Annotated in this window: 14 protein-coding genes; 3 read left to right on the forward strand and 11 right to left on the reverse strand. The window is 61.0% G+C overall.

The features are described 5' to 3' along the window. The first annotated feature begins 40 nt into the window (after positions 1 to 40). Both LPB072_RS05520 and LPB072_RS05525 read left to right on the forward strand, forming a co-directional pair. A complete protein-coding gene (locus tag LPB072_RS05520; protein ID WP_231943435.1) occupies positions 41 to 907 on the forward strand; it encodes a glycosyltransferase family 2 protein in 867 nt (288 codons plus the stop codon). Beyond that, positions 900 to 2,192 carry an O-antigen ligase family protein gene (locus tag LPB072_RS05525; RefSeq protein WP_066088557.1) on the forward strand — a complete coding sequence of 431 codons (1,293 nt, stop codon included), beginning with the start codon at positions 900 to 902 and terminating at the stop codon, positions 2,190 to 2,192. Before LPB072_RS05520 ends, LPB072_RS05525 begins: the two co-directional genes overlap by 8 nt. A 17-nt stretch (positions 2,193 to 2,209) precedes the next feature. On the opposite strand, the gene LPB072_RS05530 is transcribed toward LPB072_RS05525, so the two are convergent. The 9 genes from LPB072_RS05530 to LPB072_RS05570 form a co-directional block, all read right to left on the reverse strand. Further along, positions 2,210 to 4,159 (reverse strand): 3-deoxy-D-manno-octulosonic acid kinase, encoded by a 1,950-nt coding sequence (locus LPB072_RS05530; RefSeq protein ID WP_197508909.1) that lies wholly within the window; start codon positions 4,157 to 4,159, stop codon positions 2,210 to 2,212. A 56-nt stretch (positions 4,160 to 4,215) separates the two neighbouring features. Beyond that, the gene (locus LPB072_RS05535; RefSeq protein WP_066088560.1) at positions 4,216 to 4,959 is read right to left on the reverse strand and encodes a glycosyltransferase; all 744 of its coding nucleotides are present in this window, start codon (positions 4,957 to 4,959) and stop codon (positions 4,216 to 4,218) included. A 127-nt stretch (positions 4,960 to 5,086) separates the two neighbouring features. Further along, positions 5,087 to 6,460 (reverse strand): TolC family outer membrane protein, encoded by a 1,374-nt coding sequence (locus LPB072_RS05540; protein WP_082876837.1) that lies wholly within the window; start codon positions 6,458 to 6,460, stop codon positions 5,087 to 5,089. 33 nt (positions 6,461 to 6,493) lie between these two features. Next, positions 6,494 to 6,844 (reverse strand): rhodanese-like domain-containing protein, encoded by a 351-nt coding sequence (locus LPB072_RS05545; RefSeq protein ID WP_066088563.1) that lies wholly within the window; start codon positions 6,842 to 6,844, stop codon positions 6,494 to 6,496. A 28-nt stretch (positions 6,845 to 6,872) separates the two neighbouring features. Continuing rightward, the gene (locus LPB072_RS05550) at positions 6,873 to 7,565 is read right to left on the reverse strand and encodes a protein-L-isoaspartate O-methyltransferase family protein (RefSeq protein ID WP_066088566.1); all 693 of its coding nucleotides are present in this window, start codon (positions 7,563 to 7,565) and stop codon (positions 6,873 to 6,875) included. Positions 7,566 to 7,607: 42 nt separating this feature from the next. Then, on the reverse strand, positions 7,608 to 10,892 hold the full coding sequence (locus tag LPB072_RS05555) for an efflux RND transporter permease subunit (RefSeq protein ID WP_407927784.1): 3,285 nt from the start codon (positions 10,890 to 10,892) through the stop codon (positions 7,608 to 7,610). Continuing rightward, on the reverse strand, positions 10,813 to 11,976 hold the full coding sequence (locus LPB072_RS05560; RefSeq protein ID WP_066088581.1) for an efflux RND transporter periplasmic adaptor subunit: 1,164 nt from the start codon (positions 11,974 to 11,976) through the stop codon (positions 10,813 to 10,815). Before LPB072_RS05560 ends, LPB072_RS05555 begins: the two co-directional genes overlap by 80 nt. Before the next feature lie 5 nt (positions 11,977 to 11,981). Then, positions 11,982 to 12,656 carry a TetR/AcrR family transcriptional regulator gene (locus LPB072_RS05565; protein WP_066088584.1) on the reverse strand — a complete coding sequence of 225 codons (675 nt, stop codon included), beginning with the start codon at positions 12,654 to 12,656 and terminating at the stop codon, positions 11,982 to 11,984. A gap of 123 nt (positions 12,657 to 12,779) precedes the next feature. Further along, a complete protein-coding gene (locus tag LPB072_RS05570) occupies positions 12,780 to 13,718 on the reverse strand; it encodes a DMT family transporter (protein ID WP_066088587.1) in 939 nt (312 codons plus the stop codon). Between the two features lie 127 nt (positions 13,719 to 13,845). On the opposite strand from LPB072_RS05570, the gene LPB072_RS05575 reads away from it, so the two are divergent. Further along, complete coding sequence (locus LPB072_RS05575) at positions 13,846 to 14,850, forward strand: quinone oxidoreductase family protein (protein WP_066088589.1); 1,005 nt, start codon at positions 13,846 to 13,848, stop codon at positions 14,848 to 14,850. A gap of 121 nt (positions 14,851 to 14,971) precedes the next feature. Here the strand turns inward: LPB072_RS05575 and LPB072_RS05580 are convergent, their stop codons facing one another. Both LPB072_RS05580 and LPB072_RS05585 read right to left on the reverse strand, forming a co-directional pair. Continuing rightward, positions 14,972 to 15,604 carry a porin family protein gene (locus tag LPB072_RS05580; RefSeq protein WP_066088592.1) on the reverse strand — a complete coding sequence of 211 codons (633 nt, stop codon included), beginning with the start codon at positions 15,602 to 15,604 and terminating at the stop codon, positions 14,972 to 14,974. Positions 15,605 to 15,874: 270 nt separating this feature from the next. Next, entirely contained in the window at positions 15,875 to 16,837 is a 963-nt protein-coding gene (locus LPB072_RS05585; protein WP_066088595.1) for a transglycosylase SLT domain-containing protein, read from the reverse strand. Between the last annotated feature and the right edge of the window lie 9 nt (positions 16,838 to 16,846).

A 16,846-nucleotide genomic window follows, 5' to 3' on the forward strand; every position in this document is an offset into this window, starting at 1 on the left:
AACGTTGTCAATGAGTGTGTCCCATTCATCAGGAGCGACCGTGTCGTTTTCTGAGGCGCTGAACCAGGTGACGGTGATCGTGGTGACCCACGAGAGCGCGCACTGCCTGCCTGCGCTTGATGGCTTGTTGGGTCAGTGCAAGAACCTGATCGTTTCGGACAATGGCAGCCTCGATGGCACGCCAGCGCAAGCCGCTCGCCTTTGGCCGCAGGCGCAAGTTTTGTCCCACCCAAGGAACCTCGGATTCGGTGCCGCCAACAACCGTGCGCTGGTGCGGGTGAGCACGCCTTTGGCCTTTCTGCTCAATCCCGATTGCGAAATGACCGCACAAGGGCTGCTGCAGCTGGTGGAGATGGCAGAGGAGAATCCGGAGTTTGCAATTTTGGCGCCACAGCTGGTCAGTGTGGGTGGCAAGCCGGAGGTGAACTACCGCTGGCCACAGACGCTTTGGCCGTCAGAGGGCAACCCTGCAACTGGGCCCGCGTGTGTGGGTTTCGTCTGCGGTGCCGCCATGCTCATGCGCCGCGACCGTTTTGACGATGTTGGGTATTTTGACGAGCATTTCTTTTTGTACTACGAAGACGACGATCTGTGTCTGCGCTTGTTCAAGGCTCAGCGCCCCATCGTCGTGGTGCCCGATGTCAAGGCGGTGCATCATTCGCGCGGCTCTGTGCGGGGTGCTCATCCCTGGCGAAGTGAATATGGTCGGGGCTTTCACCATGCACAGTCGAAACTGATATTCGCTAAAAAGCACCAGTCCGCCGCACGGGCGCTGGGTTTGCGGCAGTGGCTGTTGTTCACAACGACCTTGAATATCCCATTTCGAGCCTTGTTTTTTTCACCCAAATTGCTGGCTCGCATGGTGGGGCGTTGGATGGGACTTCTCCGATGGAGTGTGAATGCTTGATCGTCAAGACAATGGCGGCGATGTGAAACCGTTGGTTGCAACGGATCAACAGCCTTGGTCGCGACGGGCTGCGGAGTGGTCTTTGGTGGCCATGTTCTTCTCCTTTCCCATGTCGGTGGCGCTGGCCAACGTCACCATGGCGCTGGCCGTGGTGCTTTGGTTGCTCAGCATGCGGCTGGTTGACTGGAAGCCTTTTCTCTCGCAGGCGTGGAGCAACCCGATTACCAAACCGGCGTTTTTCCTGGCGGTTCTGGTGGTGGTTGCCACTTTTTGGTCGCCCGCCTCAGGGCATGAAATCGTGGGTTATTTCAAGAAATACTCCAAGTTTTTGATCTTGCCGGTTTTTATGGCCCTGCTGGTGAGTCGCCCGGTTCGTGGACGTTGTTGGCATGCCTTTGGACTGGCGATGCTGATCACACTGGTCTCAACCTGGCTGAACGTGTGGATTGATTTACCGTGGTCGCAAACCCATAACCAGGGGTTCGGTGTGGACCACACTGTCTTCAAGGACCACATCGCACAGGGCATCATGATGTCGCTGTTTGTCTGTTTGACCGCCATGTGGACCATCAAGGCAAAGAGCCGTGGACAGGCTTTTTTCTGGGGCTTCGTGTGCGCCATGTCGGCCACCAGTATTTTGGTGCTGTCCCAGGGCCGAACTGGCTATCTGGGCGTGTTTTTTGCGGCATTGGTGTTTGCATTCTCGGCCTTGGGCGGGCACATCAAAGCCGCCATGGGCACGGTGACGGTGGCGGCGATGCTGGTGGTGGTGGTGTATGCGGTCTCACCCCAGTTTCAAGAGCGCACCAATCTGGCCCTGAAAGAGGCTCACAGCAGCAGCTTGTCTGCGGTGACCTCCATTGGCGCCCGTATCGAAACCTGGCGTTTCATGACCAGTGGCTCAACCAAGATGACCTTCCTGGGTGCGGGGACAGGGTCTTACCCGGTGTTTGCGAAGTCCTATTTCAAAGACCCCGCGTTTTGTGCCGTGGTGTGCCCACACCCGCACAACCAGTTTCTGCTGTTCTATTTTGAACTGGGCCTGCTTGGACTGGCATTGTTCTTTTGGTACATCTTTGCCATCGCGCGCAGGGCTTTTGAAGTTGCCCCGGTGCACCGCGGATTGATGTTGGGCTTCGTGGCCATCATGCTGGTCTCCAACATGACGCACAGCTCGTTTTGGCTTTCTACCGAAAGCCACTTTTTTATCGTAATGTCTGCACTGATGATGGCCTCGGCATCGCGCATCGGGCGTGTCGCCGGCCGCTCAACGGACCCCGGCTGATCGAACACACCCGGGTTTCAGGGCAGGGGGGACTTGCCGGTATAGGCGGCTTGAAGCAGGTTCCAATCGGCTTCGCTCCAGTGGAATCGAGGTAGACGATCCCGCTCCTTGCGCAAGGAGCGCTTAAGCCGCTCCAGGTTGGCGGCCTTCCAGTCGCCACCTGAGCGCACATCACATTTGTCGAAATCGACGATCCAGGCCTGGCCATCGCTGTCCAGCAAAAGGTTGTGTGCGTTCAGGTCGGAGTGAAACACCTGTGCGTCGTGAAGGGTTCGTATGGCGGTGCCCACGGCCAACCAGTGGGCATCGCTCAGCGTCGCTTCAGCCAAGCGTTGAACCAGATTCCGGCTGTTGGGGAGCATGCCTACGATGATGTCGGCCGTGTAGTTTTTTCCAACCGATTGCTGGCGTGCAGCCACTGGCGCTGGAACGGGTAAGCCACGCGCTTTCATCCACCGCAATAGGCTGAATTCACGCATGGCCCGGCTGTCCCGCGGCGCGCTGCCAGCGTAGCGGTCCGGGTTGAAGCGCGCGACCATTCCGCCTCGGCGGTAGTGGCGCAGCACCACCTCATGCCCGTTCAGTTTGAGCTGCTGTGCCTGGCCGCGTCCACTGCCGGTGGCAAGCGATACAGCATCGCGGCCTGGTGGGTCGAATGCGTGAGAGGCACGAGCGTCGTCAAGCAGAAGGGGGTTGTGCCAAGTGGTTGTGCCGCCGTCTTTGTGCTCGATGACTGCGTGGAGTTGATGAGGATCCAGCGGCACCCATAGTTCGGTCAACGCATCAAGGGTGCTGGCACTGCTGCCCTGCTGGGCAGCGACAAAAGCCAATGCTGCCTGCCCGCGTGTATGCAGGGCATCAGGCTGGCTCAGCCATTCGGATGCGCGCAGTATGGCTTCATCGGCAGAGGCGACGGGCCGACCCGCCTCGGTTCGGGCAAGGGCACCATACACTTCAGCGGCATTCTGTGTATGCGGACCGAACAGCACCGGTTTGCCCACGGCAAGGGCTTCCAGCGGGTTGTGGCCGCCGATGGGGATCAGGGTGCCACCGATGAAACACAGGCTGGATCGGGCGTACCAGTGCCCGAGCTCTCCCATGGTGTCGCCCAGCCAGATGCTGGTGTCCGAATCGGGCGTTTCGTTGCGACTGCGGCGGGCAAAAGCGAAGCCTCGGCCTTCGACTTGCTTCGCCACCTCATCGAAGCGTTCCGGATGCCGCGGCACGATCACCAGCAGCGCGTCGGGGTGCTGCAACAACAGCGTCGGCCAGGCATCAAGCAAGGCCGACTCTTCACCCTCATGGGTGCTCCCGGCGACCACCATCGGGCGATTGGTGTGCGGCAAGGGGTTGTTGGCGCCGGATGGGTGTCCGGGCTGATCGAACTTCAGGTTGCCTGTGACCACGGTACGTCCGCTGGTAACGCCCAACCCAATCAAACGCTTGGCGCTGTCGGCATCGGCCGCTGCGACCAACGCCAGGCTCCGCCAGGCTGGGGTCATCAAACCCCTGGCGCGCAAATAGCTCCGAGCCGATCGTTCTGTCAGGCGTGCGTTGACCAGCGCGACCGGAATCGCCCTCGCCTGACACTGCAGCAACCATTCGGGCCAGACCTCGCGCTCGATCACCACCACCAGACGGGGCTGCAATCGATCAAGAAAACGGGTGGTTGCCGACGTGGTGTCTACCGGGAAGAACAGGTGCTGCAGCGCGTCACCCCAGTGCTTGCGAAGCGCACGGGCGCCGGTTGGTGTTTGGGTGGTGACCGTGATGGCATGGTCAGGCCAAGTGGTACGCAATGCCGCAATCAGCGGTTGGGCTGCCTGTACTTCACCCACCGATGCTGCGTGGATCAACAGGCCATGAATCGAGGCCGGTGCGGGTTCAATCTTGCCCAGGCGCTGGTCGAGGTTTGCGCGGTAGCCGGGGTCTTTTCGACCCCGCCACCACAGCCAGGCAAGCGCCATTGGGCTGAGGCACCGCATCAACAGCCGGTAGCCGCGGTGGCTCCAGCTGGGGGCCGTTATTGCCAATGGTCGGCGACCCACTGGGTGGGCAAGATGCGGCGGTACCATTTGCCACTCACACCGGCGATGGCGTCTGGCGGGTTGGGTTTGCCGTGGAAAGCAATGATGCGGGCTCCTTCAGGCACGGTGGGGGGTTTGAACCAGCCCATGATGCCGGGTTGAAGGCAATGGCGCTTGAAACTGCGGCACCAGGTTTCGGGCCAGTAGCTGAGCTTGCCCTGGCGGGCCAGAAACTGGGTGATGAACTCCTGCTCATTGCGCACCGCGCTGACCGACGCCGGGTAGTCGTTTTTCAGGTGCTCCAGCGCATCGGTATGGGCGCCGATGGTGTAGACGTAGCAGGAAGTGTTGCCAGTTTCGTCCTTCTTGTCCCATTCCTTGATCACCACAAACGCACCTTCGCGATCGAAGAAAGGGTCGAGGCTGTCAACGATGACGATGTCAAGGTCGAGGAAGAGGGTGCGCCCCGTCAGGTCATACAGCGGGGCTGTGAAACTGGTCAGCTTGAGCCAGCCGTGGCCAAAGGTCCAGGGCTTGCGCTGATCGAATTCGTCAAAGCCCACCATGGGGATCGGCTTGACTTCAATCGCCGGGTCGATACCTTCGCCGTCATCGGTCAGACAGACAAAACGGAATGGCCGATGCAGATGCCGCCCAACCATGTTGTGCAGCTTGTTGACGTAGTCGGGGCCATATTTCTTGCCCCACTTGATGCACAGCACATTGACCGCTTCTTGCATGAAAGACCCTTCTCTGAAGCCGGTAACGTGGGGCCAGATGCCCACGCCACGAGGCTTCGCAGTTTAGCGCAGCGATCGCCTGCCAGCGGTATGGGGCATGCCGGCCATTGATTTGTTCGGCGTTTGCTCAGGGCGCCAGCAGGGCATTGATGGGCTGAAGGTCTTCGGCTTTGAGCACCCCACTGGCCTGCTTCAGTCGCAACTGGCCCACCAGCACGTTGTAGCGCGCCTGGGCGAGATCGCGCTTCGTCTGGAAAAGCTGGCTCTGGGCGTTGAGCACATCGATGTTGATGCGCACGCCGACTTCGTAGCCCAACTGGTTGGCCTCCAAGGCACTTTGGCTCGAGGCCTCTGCGGCTTCCAGTGCTTTGACCTGGCTCTGGCCCGATTGCACACCATAGAACGCCGTGCGAACCCCCTGCACCAGACTGCGCAGCGCTGTTTCGCGCTCTGCACGGGTCTGCTCGACCAGTGCCAAAGTTTCTTTGACGCGATTCTGGATCGCGTATCCGGCGAACAGCGGCATGTTGAGCTGCACGCCCACGCTGGCGGTATTGGTGCGGAAGTTGCCTGCAGCGGGGAAGGAACTGCTGGGCGCATGGGTGATCTGGTACTGACCGACAAGGTCTACCGTGGGCTTGTGACCCGCCTGGGCCTTCATGACCTCGAGCTCAGCGATGTCGAATTTTTTGTCGAGCTGGCGCACCACCGGATGTTCACGCAGGCTGCGGGTCACCCACTCTTGTACGTTGGCGGGCTGGAGCTCGGGCAGGTTCAACTGGCTGGCCAGCGGTTTGGGATCTGCATCGGTTTTGCCCACGAGCTGGTCCAGGGCCAGCTTCTTGACGAGAAGATCGTTGCTGGCAGCGATTTCCTGGGCGCCGACCAGATCGAACCGCGCCTGGGCTTCACGCGAGTCGGTGATGGTGGTGGTGCCCACCTCAAAATTGCGTTTGGCGGATGCGAGTTGTTCGGCCACCGCTTTCTTCTGGGTTTGCACGAAGCTCAAGGTGTCGCGGGCCGCCACCACATCAAAGTAGGCCTGGGCGGTGCGAACCAGAAGATCCTGTTCGGCCGCGGCGAGCTGGGCTCGGGCAATGGCTATGGCCAGTTGACCCTGCTCTTCAGCGAAACCATTGACTGGGCGGTACAAGGGCTGGCTGGCCACTACACCAATGTTCTGGTTGTTGGCGGCGGTGGAGCCTGAGGAAAGGCTGGTGTTCACATTGGCCCAGTTGGCGCCTGCGGCCAGCCCGGCTTGCGGGCGGTTGCCGGCCTTGGCTTGCTCGCCTTTGGCTTGGGCGGCATTGAGTTGGGCCAGCGAGGCCTGGAGGCTGGTGTCGTTTTGCTGCGCAGCCTGATACAGGTCCACCAAGCTCTGAGCCTGTGCCGATGAAAAGACACCCAGCACCAGCAGTGCCGCCATCGCTGCGGGCCTGAAGCGCGGCGAGTGGAGGGCGTTGGGCCGCTTGTGTGTGCGGGACAGTGGGGCGGTTTTCATGATTTTCCTTCGGGCGTTCAGGGTGGCTGAGGATCAGTACACCGGTACGGCGGGATCGCGTTCGCTGGACCAGGCGTTGATGCCTCCATGGATGTTCACGGTCTGAGTGAACCCTTGTTGCATCAGGAAGTGCACCACCTGCGCGCTGCGCGCACCATGGTGACAAAGACAGGCCACGGGGTGGTCGCGGTCGAGTTCGAGATAACGGGCAGGCACGCTGCGCATGGGCATGGCGACCAGTTCAAAGCCTTCGGGCTTGACCGATGCGGTTTGCAGTTCCCAGGGCTCGCGCACATCGAGCACCACAGGCAGGCGCTCGCTGGAGCCCTCTTGTTGGGCGCTGGCGAGCCAGTCGTTCAGTTGAGCGGGGTGAATGGACATCATGGCAGTACGGGCGCGAGCAATTGAGGCTTCAGAACTTGAACTGGGATGGTTCTGGCATGTTGCGCAGACGCGGTGCCACGGTGTCCCACGGCTGTGTGGTGGTGAAGGCGGCGTCACCGGTGCGGGTGATCAAAGTGGCGCGCATCACGGGTTCCTGGCCCACGATGGCGGCGAGGCGCCCGCCGGGTGCCAGCATCGCCAGCAAGGCTGGGGGCACTTCAGCCACCGAGCCGCTGAGCAAAATCACATCCCAGGGGGCTTCTGTGGCGCAGGCAGCGAAGGCGTTGGCGGCGGCGTCGGCCACGCGCACCTCGGCGTTGGTGATGCCGGCTTGCTGCAAATTGCCGCGCGCAATGCGGGCCAGCGATTCGTCAATTTCCAGAGAAACCACTCGCTGGGCCAGGCTGGCGAGCATCGCCGCCATGTGACCACTGCCTGTGCCTATTTCAAGTGCCTTGTCTTTTGGCTGAACACTCAGTTCCTGAAGCAAACGGGCTTCCACCCGTGGAGCCAGCATGGCCTGGCCTTCGACCGCAGGTTGCGTCAATGGCAGGGCCATGTCGGTGAATGCAAGCGCTTTGTGTGCGGCGGGCGCGAAGTCTTCGCGCTTGATCTGGTCAAGCAAGGCCAATACCCGGGGATCGAGGACCTCCCAGGGGCGGATTTGCTGCTCGATCATGTTGAAGCGGGCACGCTCTTGAGCGGTTTGAATGGATGTCATGTTTGATACTCCGGTGGGTATATTAGCCGATGTTTGTTCATTTTAGCGAGCGTCGCTTTCAATTCCTTGCATGGGCAGCGGCTCCCGCGCCGGTGCCAGGCCGGCCAGCCGGCGAATCCAGTTGGCCAGATCGTCCATGTAGCAGTACATCACCGGGACGACGACCAGGGTCAGAACAGATGAAGTGATCACGCCGCCAATCACAGCCTGCCCCATGGGCGCCCGCTGTTCCGAGCCTTCGGTGAGCGCAAAAGCCAGGGGCACCATGCCGAAGACCATGGCGAGGGTGGTCATGAGAATGGGGCGCAAACGCACCTTGGCGGCCAGCAGAAGCGCGGCCTCCCTTGGCAATGGGGCTTCGCCTTCAAGGCCGTTGCGGGCCCGGATCGCGAAATCGACCAGCAAGATGGCGTTTTTTGTCACCAGACCCATGAGCAACACGATGCCAATCACCGAAAACATGCTCATGGTGGATCCAAACATCATCAGGGTGAGCACCACGCCAATCAGCGTCAGCGGCAAGGCGCTCATCAAAGCCAGCGGTTGCAGAAAGCTCTGAAACTGGCTGGCCAGGATCATGTAGATGAAGATGATGGCCAGTGCCAGTGCCGAGATCGCATAGCTGAACGATTCCTGCATATTTTTGGTGGATCCGCCAAATTCGTACCGGTAGCCCGGTGGGAACCGCACGGTGTCGAGGACCTTCCGGATCTCGGTGGATACCTCACCGGCCGACCGTCCGTACACGTTGGCATTGATCGCGACCTCCCGGTTCAGGTTGCGCCGGTTGATCTGGTTGGGCCCGGTGCCCTCGATCACATCGGCCACCTGTGCCAGCCGCACCACCCGGGCGCTGCCATCGGCTGCAGTGCCAACCACAAAAGGCAGGCGCATAAGGTCCTGGGTGCGCGCCCGCTGATCAGGGGCGAGGCGAACGTTGACGTCGTAGCTTTCACCGTCCTGGGCGCGCCAGTTGCCCACTGTCTGGCCGGCCACCAGGGTTCTCAGACCGCTGGCCACGGTGGCCGCGCTAAGCCCGGCATCGGATGCGAGCTCGCGTTTGAGTACCACATCGACCGTGGGCTTGTTGGCCTTGATGCTGGCGTCCAGATCGACCAGACCCACGATGGGGCGAATGCGCGTCAAGATGTCCTGACTCAGGCGCTCCAGTTCGGTCAGGTCGTCACCCTGAACTGAAAATTCCACCTGTTTCTGGCCGCCGACCGAATCGCGCAGGCCTGCGTGGGTCACGGTGATGCCCGCGACACTGCGCAGACGCTCGCGCAACTGGGCCGACATGGCATCCACGCCCAGGCTGCGGTCTTTGCGGTCAACCAGCCGAACATAGATACCGGCGTACATGGTTCCTTGCGAGGCACCTGTGTTGATCGTGGACAGGGTGTATTTCACCTCGGGGAACCCGCGCAGAACGGCTTCCACTTCGCGGGTCTTGGCCTCGGTGGCCTGCAGCGATGAACCCACCGGGGTATGGAAGTCCAGGTAGGTCTCAGAGAAGTCGGCCTTGGGCACGAACTCGCTGCCCAGAACAGGCACGAGGAACAGGCTGCCGACGAAAGTTGACAACGCCAGGAGCAGGGTGATGAGCTTGTGTTTCAGTGACCAGCGCAGGGCGTCCTGGTAGGTGTCGGCGAGATCGTCTTGCACGCGGTCAAACCAGCCCGTCACGCGCCCTATGGTCTTGTCGTAAAAGCCGGTCGGTGCGGCATGCTTGCCGTGCTTTTCGATCTCGGGGTCGTGCCAGATGCTGGAGAGCATGGGGTCGAGCGTGAAACTGACGAACATGGAGATCAACACGGCGGCGACCATGGTGATGCCGAACTCGTGGAAAAACTTGCCGATGATGCCGCCCATGAAACCGATGGGCAGAAACACCGCCACGATGGACAGCGTGGTGGCGAGCACGGCCAGGCCAATCTCCTGGGTGCCATCCATCGCGGCCTGGTAAGGCGTTTTGCCCATCTGCACATGGCGCACGATGTTCTCGCGCACCACGATCGCGTCGTCAATCAACAACCCCACCGACAGCGTGAGCGCCATCAAGGTGATCATGTTGATCGTGAACCCAAACAGGTTCATGAAAAAGAAGGTGCCGATCAAGGCAATGGGCAGGGTCAAGCCAGTGATCACGGTGGACCGCCACGAATTCAGAAACAGAAACACAATCATGATCGTGAGCAAGGCGCCTTCGATCAGGGTTTGGCGCACGTTGTTGACCGAGACCCGAATCGGCCTCGACCCGTCAGCGATTTGCTCGAGCCGGATGCCTGGCGGCAGCTCGGCGTTCATGGCCTCAACGGCAGCCTTGAGACCATCGGTCACAGTGATGGTGTTTTCGTCCTGGGCTTTTTGTACCGCCAGCAACAGGGTGCGCTCTCCGTTGTAGAGCGCCAGACTTTCGACCTCTTCGGTCGCGTCGCTGATGCGCGCCACCTGACCCAGCCGAACTGCATTGCCCCCACGCCTGGCCACAATGATGTTGCCGAAATCCTGCGGGTTCTTGACGCGGGACAGCACCTGCACCACGCGATCGCGGCTGCCGCCTTTGAGCGTGCCCACCGGCAAGTCCTGGTTTTCGTTGCGCACGGCCACGTTGATCTGTTCGGGCGTGATGCCCAGTGCTTCCATGGCAGCGGGGTCCAGATCGATGTTCACGGCACGCCTCGTGCCACCCACCAGTGACACCGAACCCACACCACGCACGTTTTCCAAGCGTTTCTTCAACGTTTGTTCCGCCCAGGTGGTGAGCTCCACCGCAGAGGGCACTTTGCCGGGCGTGCTTTCTGGGACCACCGCAAGCGACCAGATCGATCGGCTCGCAGGATCAAAGCGCAGCACACGGGGTTCCTTCACCTCGGCTCTGAATGCGGGTTTCAGGATGGCGACTTTTTCGCGAACGTCGTCTGCCGCCTTTCGACCTTCTACGTGCAGCTGAAACTCGATGATGACGACCGACTGGCCTTCGTAGCTGCGCGAGCTCAGTGCGTTCACGCCTGAGATGGCGTTGACGGCTTCTTCGACCTTCTTGGTGACTTCCGATTCAACGATTTCGGGTGAGGCCCCCGGGTATTCGGTAGTGACCACAACCACGGGAAAGTCGATGTTGGGAAACTGGTCGATCTTGAGGCGTTGGAAGGAAAACAGCCCCATCACCATCAGTGCAACCATCACCATGGTCGCGAACACGGGGTTGCGCAAAGAGACTTGGGTAAACCACATGCTTGCGCGCTCAGTTGCTGGCCTGGGCGCTGGCCAACTGCACGGCCGTGCCTTCGCGAATGGCGCCAGCCTGGGCCCGTAAGACGGCATCGCCCGCCTTCAGACCTTGCGGGCTTTCATCGATCAGCAGCATGGGCTCGCCGTCCAGCAGTGCCTGGCGGCTCAGCGAAACGTTGACGTAGGCGATTTTGCCTTCGCGCACCAGTTGAACGTAGGGTTTCGGTTTGTCGTTGCGCACCGATGAGAGCGGCACGGCGAGGCCTTCCAGTTCACCTGTCACAACCTGGCCTTGGGCAAAAAGGCCCTGTCGCATGCCGTCAGCAGAAGGTACTCGCAAATAGACCATCACGCTTCGGCTACCCGCCTGCACGTTGGGGTTGATGCGGGTGACCTCGGCATTGACAGGTGTGGTCAGTCCTTCTATCTTGAGCTGGGCCGTTTGGCCCGCTTTGATGGAAGCGGCATCGACCGGGGCCAGCGCGGCCTCCAGCTCAAAGGCAGACAAATCCAGGACCTCGAAGATGCGGGCATCGATGCTCACGCGCTCGCCGTTCTGAACCATTCGCGCTGAAATCTGACCGGCGAGGGGTGAGCGCAGGGTTGTGTCGCCAAGCGATTTGCGTGCAATGTCAAGCGCGGCCAGTGCCGCTTGATGGTTCGCCTGGGCCGCTGCGAGGTTGGCGCTGGAGGTCTCGAGTGCGGTAGACGAGATAAAGCCTTTTTGAACCAGTGACTGGTTGTTGTCTTGCGCGCGCTGGGCAATCCCTTTTTGGGCCAGGGCCGCGGCCGCCTGTTGTTCGGCCTGGCGCACCCGGGCCTGTGCTTCGGTGCTATCGATGCGGGCCAGAACTTCGCCGGCAACGACGTTTTCGCCTTCGCGCTTGCTCAGGCCTGAAACCTCGCCCGGCGTCTTGGCCTTGATCAAGGCGCTTTGCATGGCGTTGATCGAGCCGGATACGCCCACTGCCTGAGACAGGCGCTGAGTTCGCACAGTCACCACATCGCTGGGCGCAAGCTGGAAGACGGCGGCCTGCTGCAGAGCCACTGCCGCCGCCTGAGCCTCGGCCTGGGTGGTTTTTCGTTTGTTGAGTGCGCGGGCCACGCCCAGCGCGAGCGCGACGGCGAGCGCGGCCACCAACAGCCATTTCAACCAGGACGAGCGGATCTTTGACATGGGATTCAGGTGGACGAAGGAGATGAGGGGGCGTCGGCCGCTGGCTGAGCGCGCATGCCGTTGAAGAGCAGGTCGACCTGGGTGTCGATGAAGCCGAGGGGGTCAATGGTTTGTGATGGCGGGCAGCAAGGTGCCATGGCGTGCTTCCAGGTCAGCAGAAAAATCATGGGTGCGATCAAGCTGTAGACGGCGTACTCCATGTTGAGCGGGCGAAGCTCGCCACGGTCAATGCCTCGTTGCAGGATGCGCTTGAGCAACGCGTGGCTGGGCTCAATGACTTCTTGTTGGTAGAAGCCAGCGATCTCAGGGAACTGGCCCGCTTCACTCATCACGAGTTTGGTGATGCCTGAGGCTTCGGTCATGCCAATGCGCTGCCACCAGGCGTGCATCACATAGGCCAGCAGTGAAAAACTGTCGCCCTCAAACTGGGTGAGCTCGTCGTTCCATTCAGGGAAACGCCCGGCAATGTTCTCTCGAACCACCGCTTTGAACAGCTCTTCTTTGCTGGGGAAATAGAGAAACAGCGTGCCCTTGGACACGCCTGCGCGTGCCGCCACCTCTTCAACCCGGGTTGCTGCAAAGCCCTTGGCCACAAAAATCGACAGCGCGGCATCCAGCAGTTCGCCGGGGCGCGCCTCTTTGCGCCGTTCGCGCTTGACGGTGGTGGTCGTTGGGCTCATATTAGTGACTGGCTGGTCAGTAATGTTAGCGAGCCGGGGCCGTGCCGTCAATCTGACTGCTTCAACATTCGCCTAGGGACGGTGTTCCAAACTCCCGCGATGCGCGAGTTTGGAACACCGTCCCTAGCGGCGCGAACTCACAACAATACCGCTGACGATCAGCAAAAAGCCCAGCGCATGGTAAGCCTTGGGCATCTCGCCGAGCAGCGTGGCTGACATCACCGCTGCGAACAGGGGGGTGAGGTTGGAGAAAAAACCGGCGATGGTGGGGCCTACTCGGCCCACGCCCGCACCCCAGCAGCGGTAGGCGAGCAAAGATGGTCCGACCGCCACATACACCAGTGCCGCAGCCAGCGGCCAGCCCCAGGTGATCTGGTTGGCCGCCTGGCCTTCGCTGGTCAGCCAAAGCCATTCACCTGCCGTCATGCTGCCTGACCACATCAAACCCATGGCCATTTGGGCCACGAGGAAGGCGGCCCAATCGGCCTTGATGGCCGCCGGCTCGGCACCCGGTTTGGGGCGAGCGAGCAACCAGCTGTAGGTGGCCCAAACCAGGGTGGCGGCCAGCATCCATGCGTCTCCCGGTACCAATTGCACTTGCAGCAGTTGTTCGACGCTCCCTCTTGACAGCACCGTGGCCACACCCGCCAGTGAAAACGCCGCACCCATGGCTGCCCGCCTGGAGATGGATACGCCAAAAAACAGCCGTCCGAGCAGCAGCATCCAGATGGGGGTGGCGGCCGCGACCAAGGTCACGTTGATCGGTGTGGATGTCTTCAGCGCCATGTACTGCAGTGCGTTGTAAAGGCCCACGCCCAGCAAGCCCAGCACAGCGAAGCGCCGCCAATGTGACCACAGACCGCTGCCTGGGCGCAATACCCAGCCTGCAGTGGGCAGCAAAATGGCGAATGCCAACAGCCAGCGCAGAAAATTCAGTGTGATCGGCGGCACCACGCCCTGCATCAACCGGCCGACCACGGCGTTGCCCGCCCACATCAAGGGGGGAATGATCAGCAAGGCGATGGTGCCGGGCGTGAGTCGGTGTTGAAGGTCTGCTGACATGGCGTGCACTGTAACAACGCCGTCCTACCCTCGGTGTCTCAAGGGGCTCCTGACTGTATGGGACTCACTTTGCGCAATTCATGGCAGCATTCATTCAGATTCAACCCCATTCCTGGAGACAGACAACATGACCCAAGCTTCATCCGCGACCAGCCGTACCGTGCGAATTCACGCCCATGGCGGCCCTGAGCAACTGGTGCTCGATACCGTCGATGTGGGCCAACCCGGCCCTGGCGAAATTCGCATTCGGCACCATGCGATCGGATTGAACTTCATCGACGTGTACCAGCGCACGGGCCTCTACCCAAACGCCATGCCACTGGCCCTCGGCATGGAAGGCGCAGGGGTGATTGAAGCGGTGGGCGACGGAGTGAGCCATTTGAAAGCAGGCGATCGTGCGGCCTATGCGGCCAACCCACCCGGCAGCTATTGCGATGTGCGCGTCATGCCGGCCATGAACGTGTGCAAGCTGCCAGACGGGATCGACTTTGAAACCGGGGCGGCAATGATGCTCAAGGGCTTGACCGCTCAGTATCTGTTGAAGCGATGCCGACCTGTGGAGGGGTTGGTGGCAGGTGACTTTGTGCTGTTTCACGCGGCGGCGGGTGGCGTGGGCCTGATCGCGTGCCAGTGGGCCAAGGCCCTCGGCCTGCAATTGATTGGTACCGCGGGCAGCGATGAAAAATGCGCGCTTGCCAAAGCCCATGGCGCTGCCCACACGATCAACTACCGCACCGAAGATTTCGCTGCCAGGGTCAAGGACATCACGGGAGGCAAGGGTGTCAAGGTGGTTTACGACTCTGTGGGCAAAGACACCTTCGACAAATCGCTGGATTGCCTGATGCCGTTTGGGCTGATGGTGAGTTTTGGCAATGCCAGTGGGCCTGTGGCGCCATTCGCCCCGGGTCTGCTGGGTCCCAAGGGCTCTTTGTATGTGACACGGCAAACCCTGTTTACCCACATCACCAGCCGTGAGCGTACGCAGGAGATGGCCGACGACCTGTTTGAGGTGGTGCAAAGCGGAGCGGTCAAAATCCGCATCGATCAGCGTTTTCCCCTCACCGACGTGAAAACCGCGCACGAGAGTCTGGAGGCCCGCAAGACGACCGGATGCACCGTCTTGCTGCCTTGAGCGAGTATGCCCACCGGGGTATCGGTTTCTCAGGCCCGATCCAGCCCTGGCTGATCTGCTTGGTCGAAAAAAAGCCGCCCTCGAAGGGCGGCTCAGACGCTTTGCAGGAAAAGCGGGTTGATCAGAACTGCAGGCCAGCGCCGACCGTGAGGCCGGTGTACTTCAGGCCGCTGCCGCTGTAGTAAGACATGTAGTCGGCATTGATCGAAACGTTGCGGTTGCCCATGGCGGCCCATTGGGTCATGTAGCGCAGGCCCGCGCCATAGGAGAAGCTGGCGCCGCCATCGGTGCCAGCGTAACCACGCACGCTGGACGAGGTGTTGGTCAGCCCCACGCGGCCAAACAGTTCCATATCGCCCAGGGTGATGCGTGGTTTGGCATAGGCGCCAATCATGGTGCCAGCGCTCACGTTGTAGCCGCTGCCGTAGTAACCCACACCCGTCGAACCACCCAGGCCCAGGCCAAGCATGGCTTCCAGAGCCAGGTTGCGGTGGAAGTCGTAGCCCGCGATGGCGCGAATCATCACCGGGTGTGAGGAAATGCCGTAGCTCGCGATTTTGTAGCTGAGCAGGCTCAAGCCCAGCTCGCCGTACAAGTCCTGGTTGTCAAACCCGGCAGATTTCAATCCTTTGGAAACGTAGCCTTCGCCTTTGGCCACGCCAGAGGCGGCCTTTTTCTCGACGGTCTGTGCCTGTGCGCACAATACGGTCAGGCCCAGAGCGGTGCAGGCGAGCATTTTGATCATTTTTTTCATGGAGACTCCAAAAGAGGAAAGTTGGTGTGGTTCAAGGTGCGGCGCATGCGCGACCAAGGCTTTGTTCGGCTCAGGTGATTTACAAAAAAATGATTCTTGATCAACCAATTTTTCTGAAATTTAAGAACTTTAGTGACAGAAAAGCCTCGCCATTGTAGCGACCTGGGGCGGAGTTTTTGAAGCGTGAAGGCCGCCGAAACAAGGCAATCGACCAGGCCGGCGGCGAATGCCGCCTTGCTCGCCGGCCCCCCTGGAGCCATGACCAAGAGGTCAACCGCGGGGCTTGGTCAGTTTGTTGCGCCGGGCTTTGGGCACAGGCGGTGCTTTGTGAACAGCGGCCCGGTAGAACTGCAGAATGCGTTCGACATAGGCTTGGGTTTCAGGGTAGGGAGGTACACCCTGGTAGCGCTCCACAGCACCCTCGCCAGCGTTGTAGGCGGCAGTGGTTTTCAACACGTCGTGGTCAAAGCGGTTCAGCAACCAGCGCAAATAAGCGAGGCCCCCTTCGATATTCTGGGCGGGGTCTTTCGGGTCGCTCACCCCAAACCGGATCGCTGTCGCAGGGATGAGCTGCATGAGCCCCTGAGCGTTGGCAGAAGAGAGCGCATCGGGATCAAAATTTGATTCCGCCCGCACCACTGAGACCGCCAACCGGGGGTCGACACCGTAAAAAGGCGCGCGCTCCTGAACTTGCTTGGCCCAGCTGCGGCGCTCCGGGTTCAGCTGGCCGAGGTAGCGCTCCACTTCCTCCGCGGTGACCGGTTGGGCCTGCAGGTCATAAGAAGCCGGTACCCAGCCAGTGGCCATCGGCCGTGGCGTTTCGGGCAGGCAGGAGGGTCGCAACGCCGCTTGGCCACCAAAGGCCGTGTCCGTGGTGATGAGTCGCTTGGCTTCTTCGTTGCCGAGCTCGGCAGCGTGCTGGAGCACGAAACGGGCCTGAGCCCGAGCCCGCGGAAAACCGCGCTGTTGAAGCAGCAACCGGCCCAGACGGTAGCTGCCTTCGACACTGCCCAGGCGTGTTGCATGGCAGTAGCTTTGCGCAGCCAGGTCGAGATTCATCGAGCCCAGGGCGGCTTGCCCAAGCGCCACCAGGGCGCCGGGGTCAGCGTTTTCCCCCTGAGGGGCCGCTGGCGGGTGATCAGCCAGCGTTGTGCGTTGTGAGGCTTCGGCACCGGCCATGCCCGCGCCGCAGGCCAAGGCGGCTAGCAGCAACTGGCACAGGTTGCTGCGCATGGCGGTCGG

This window comes from Hydrogenophaga crassostreae (assembly GCF_001761385.1).
Lineage (GTDB): Bacteria > Pseudomonadota > Gammaproteobacteria > Burkholderiales > Burkholderiaceae_C > Hydrogenophaga > Hydrogenophaga crassostreae.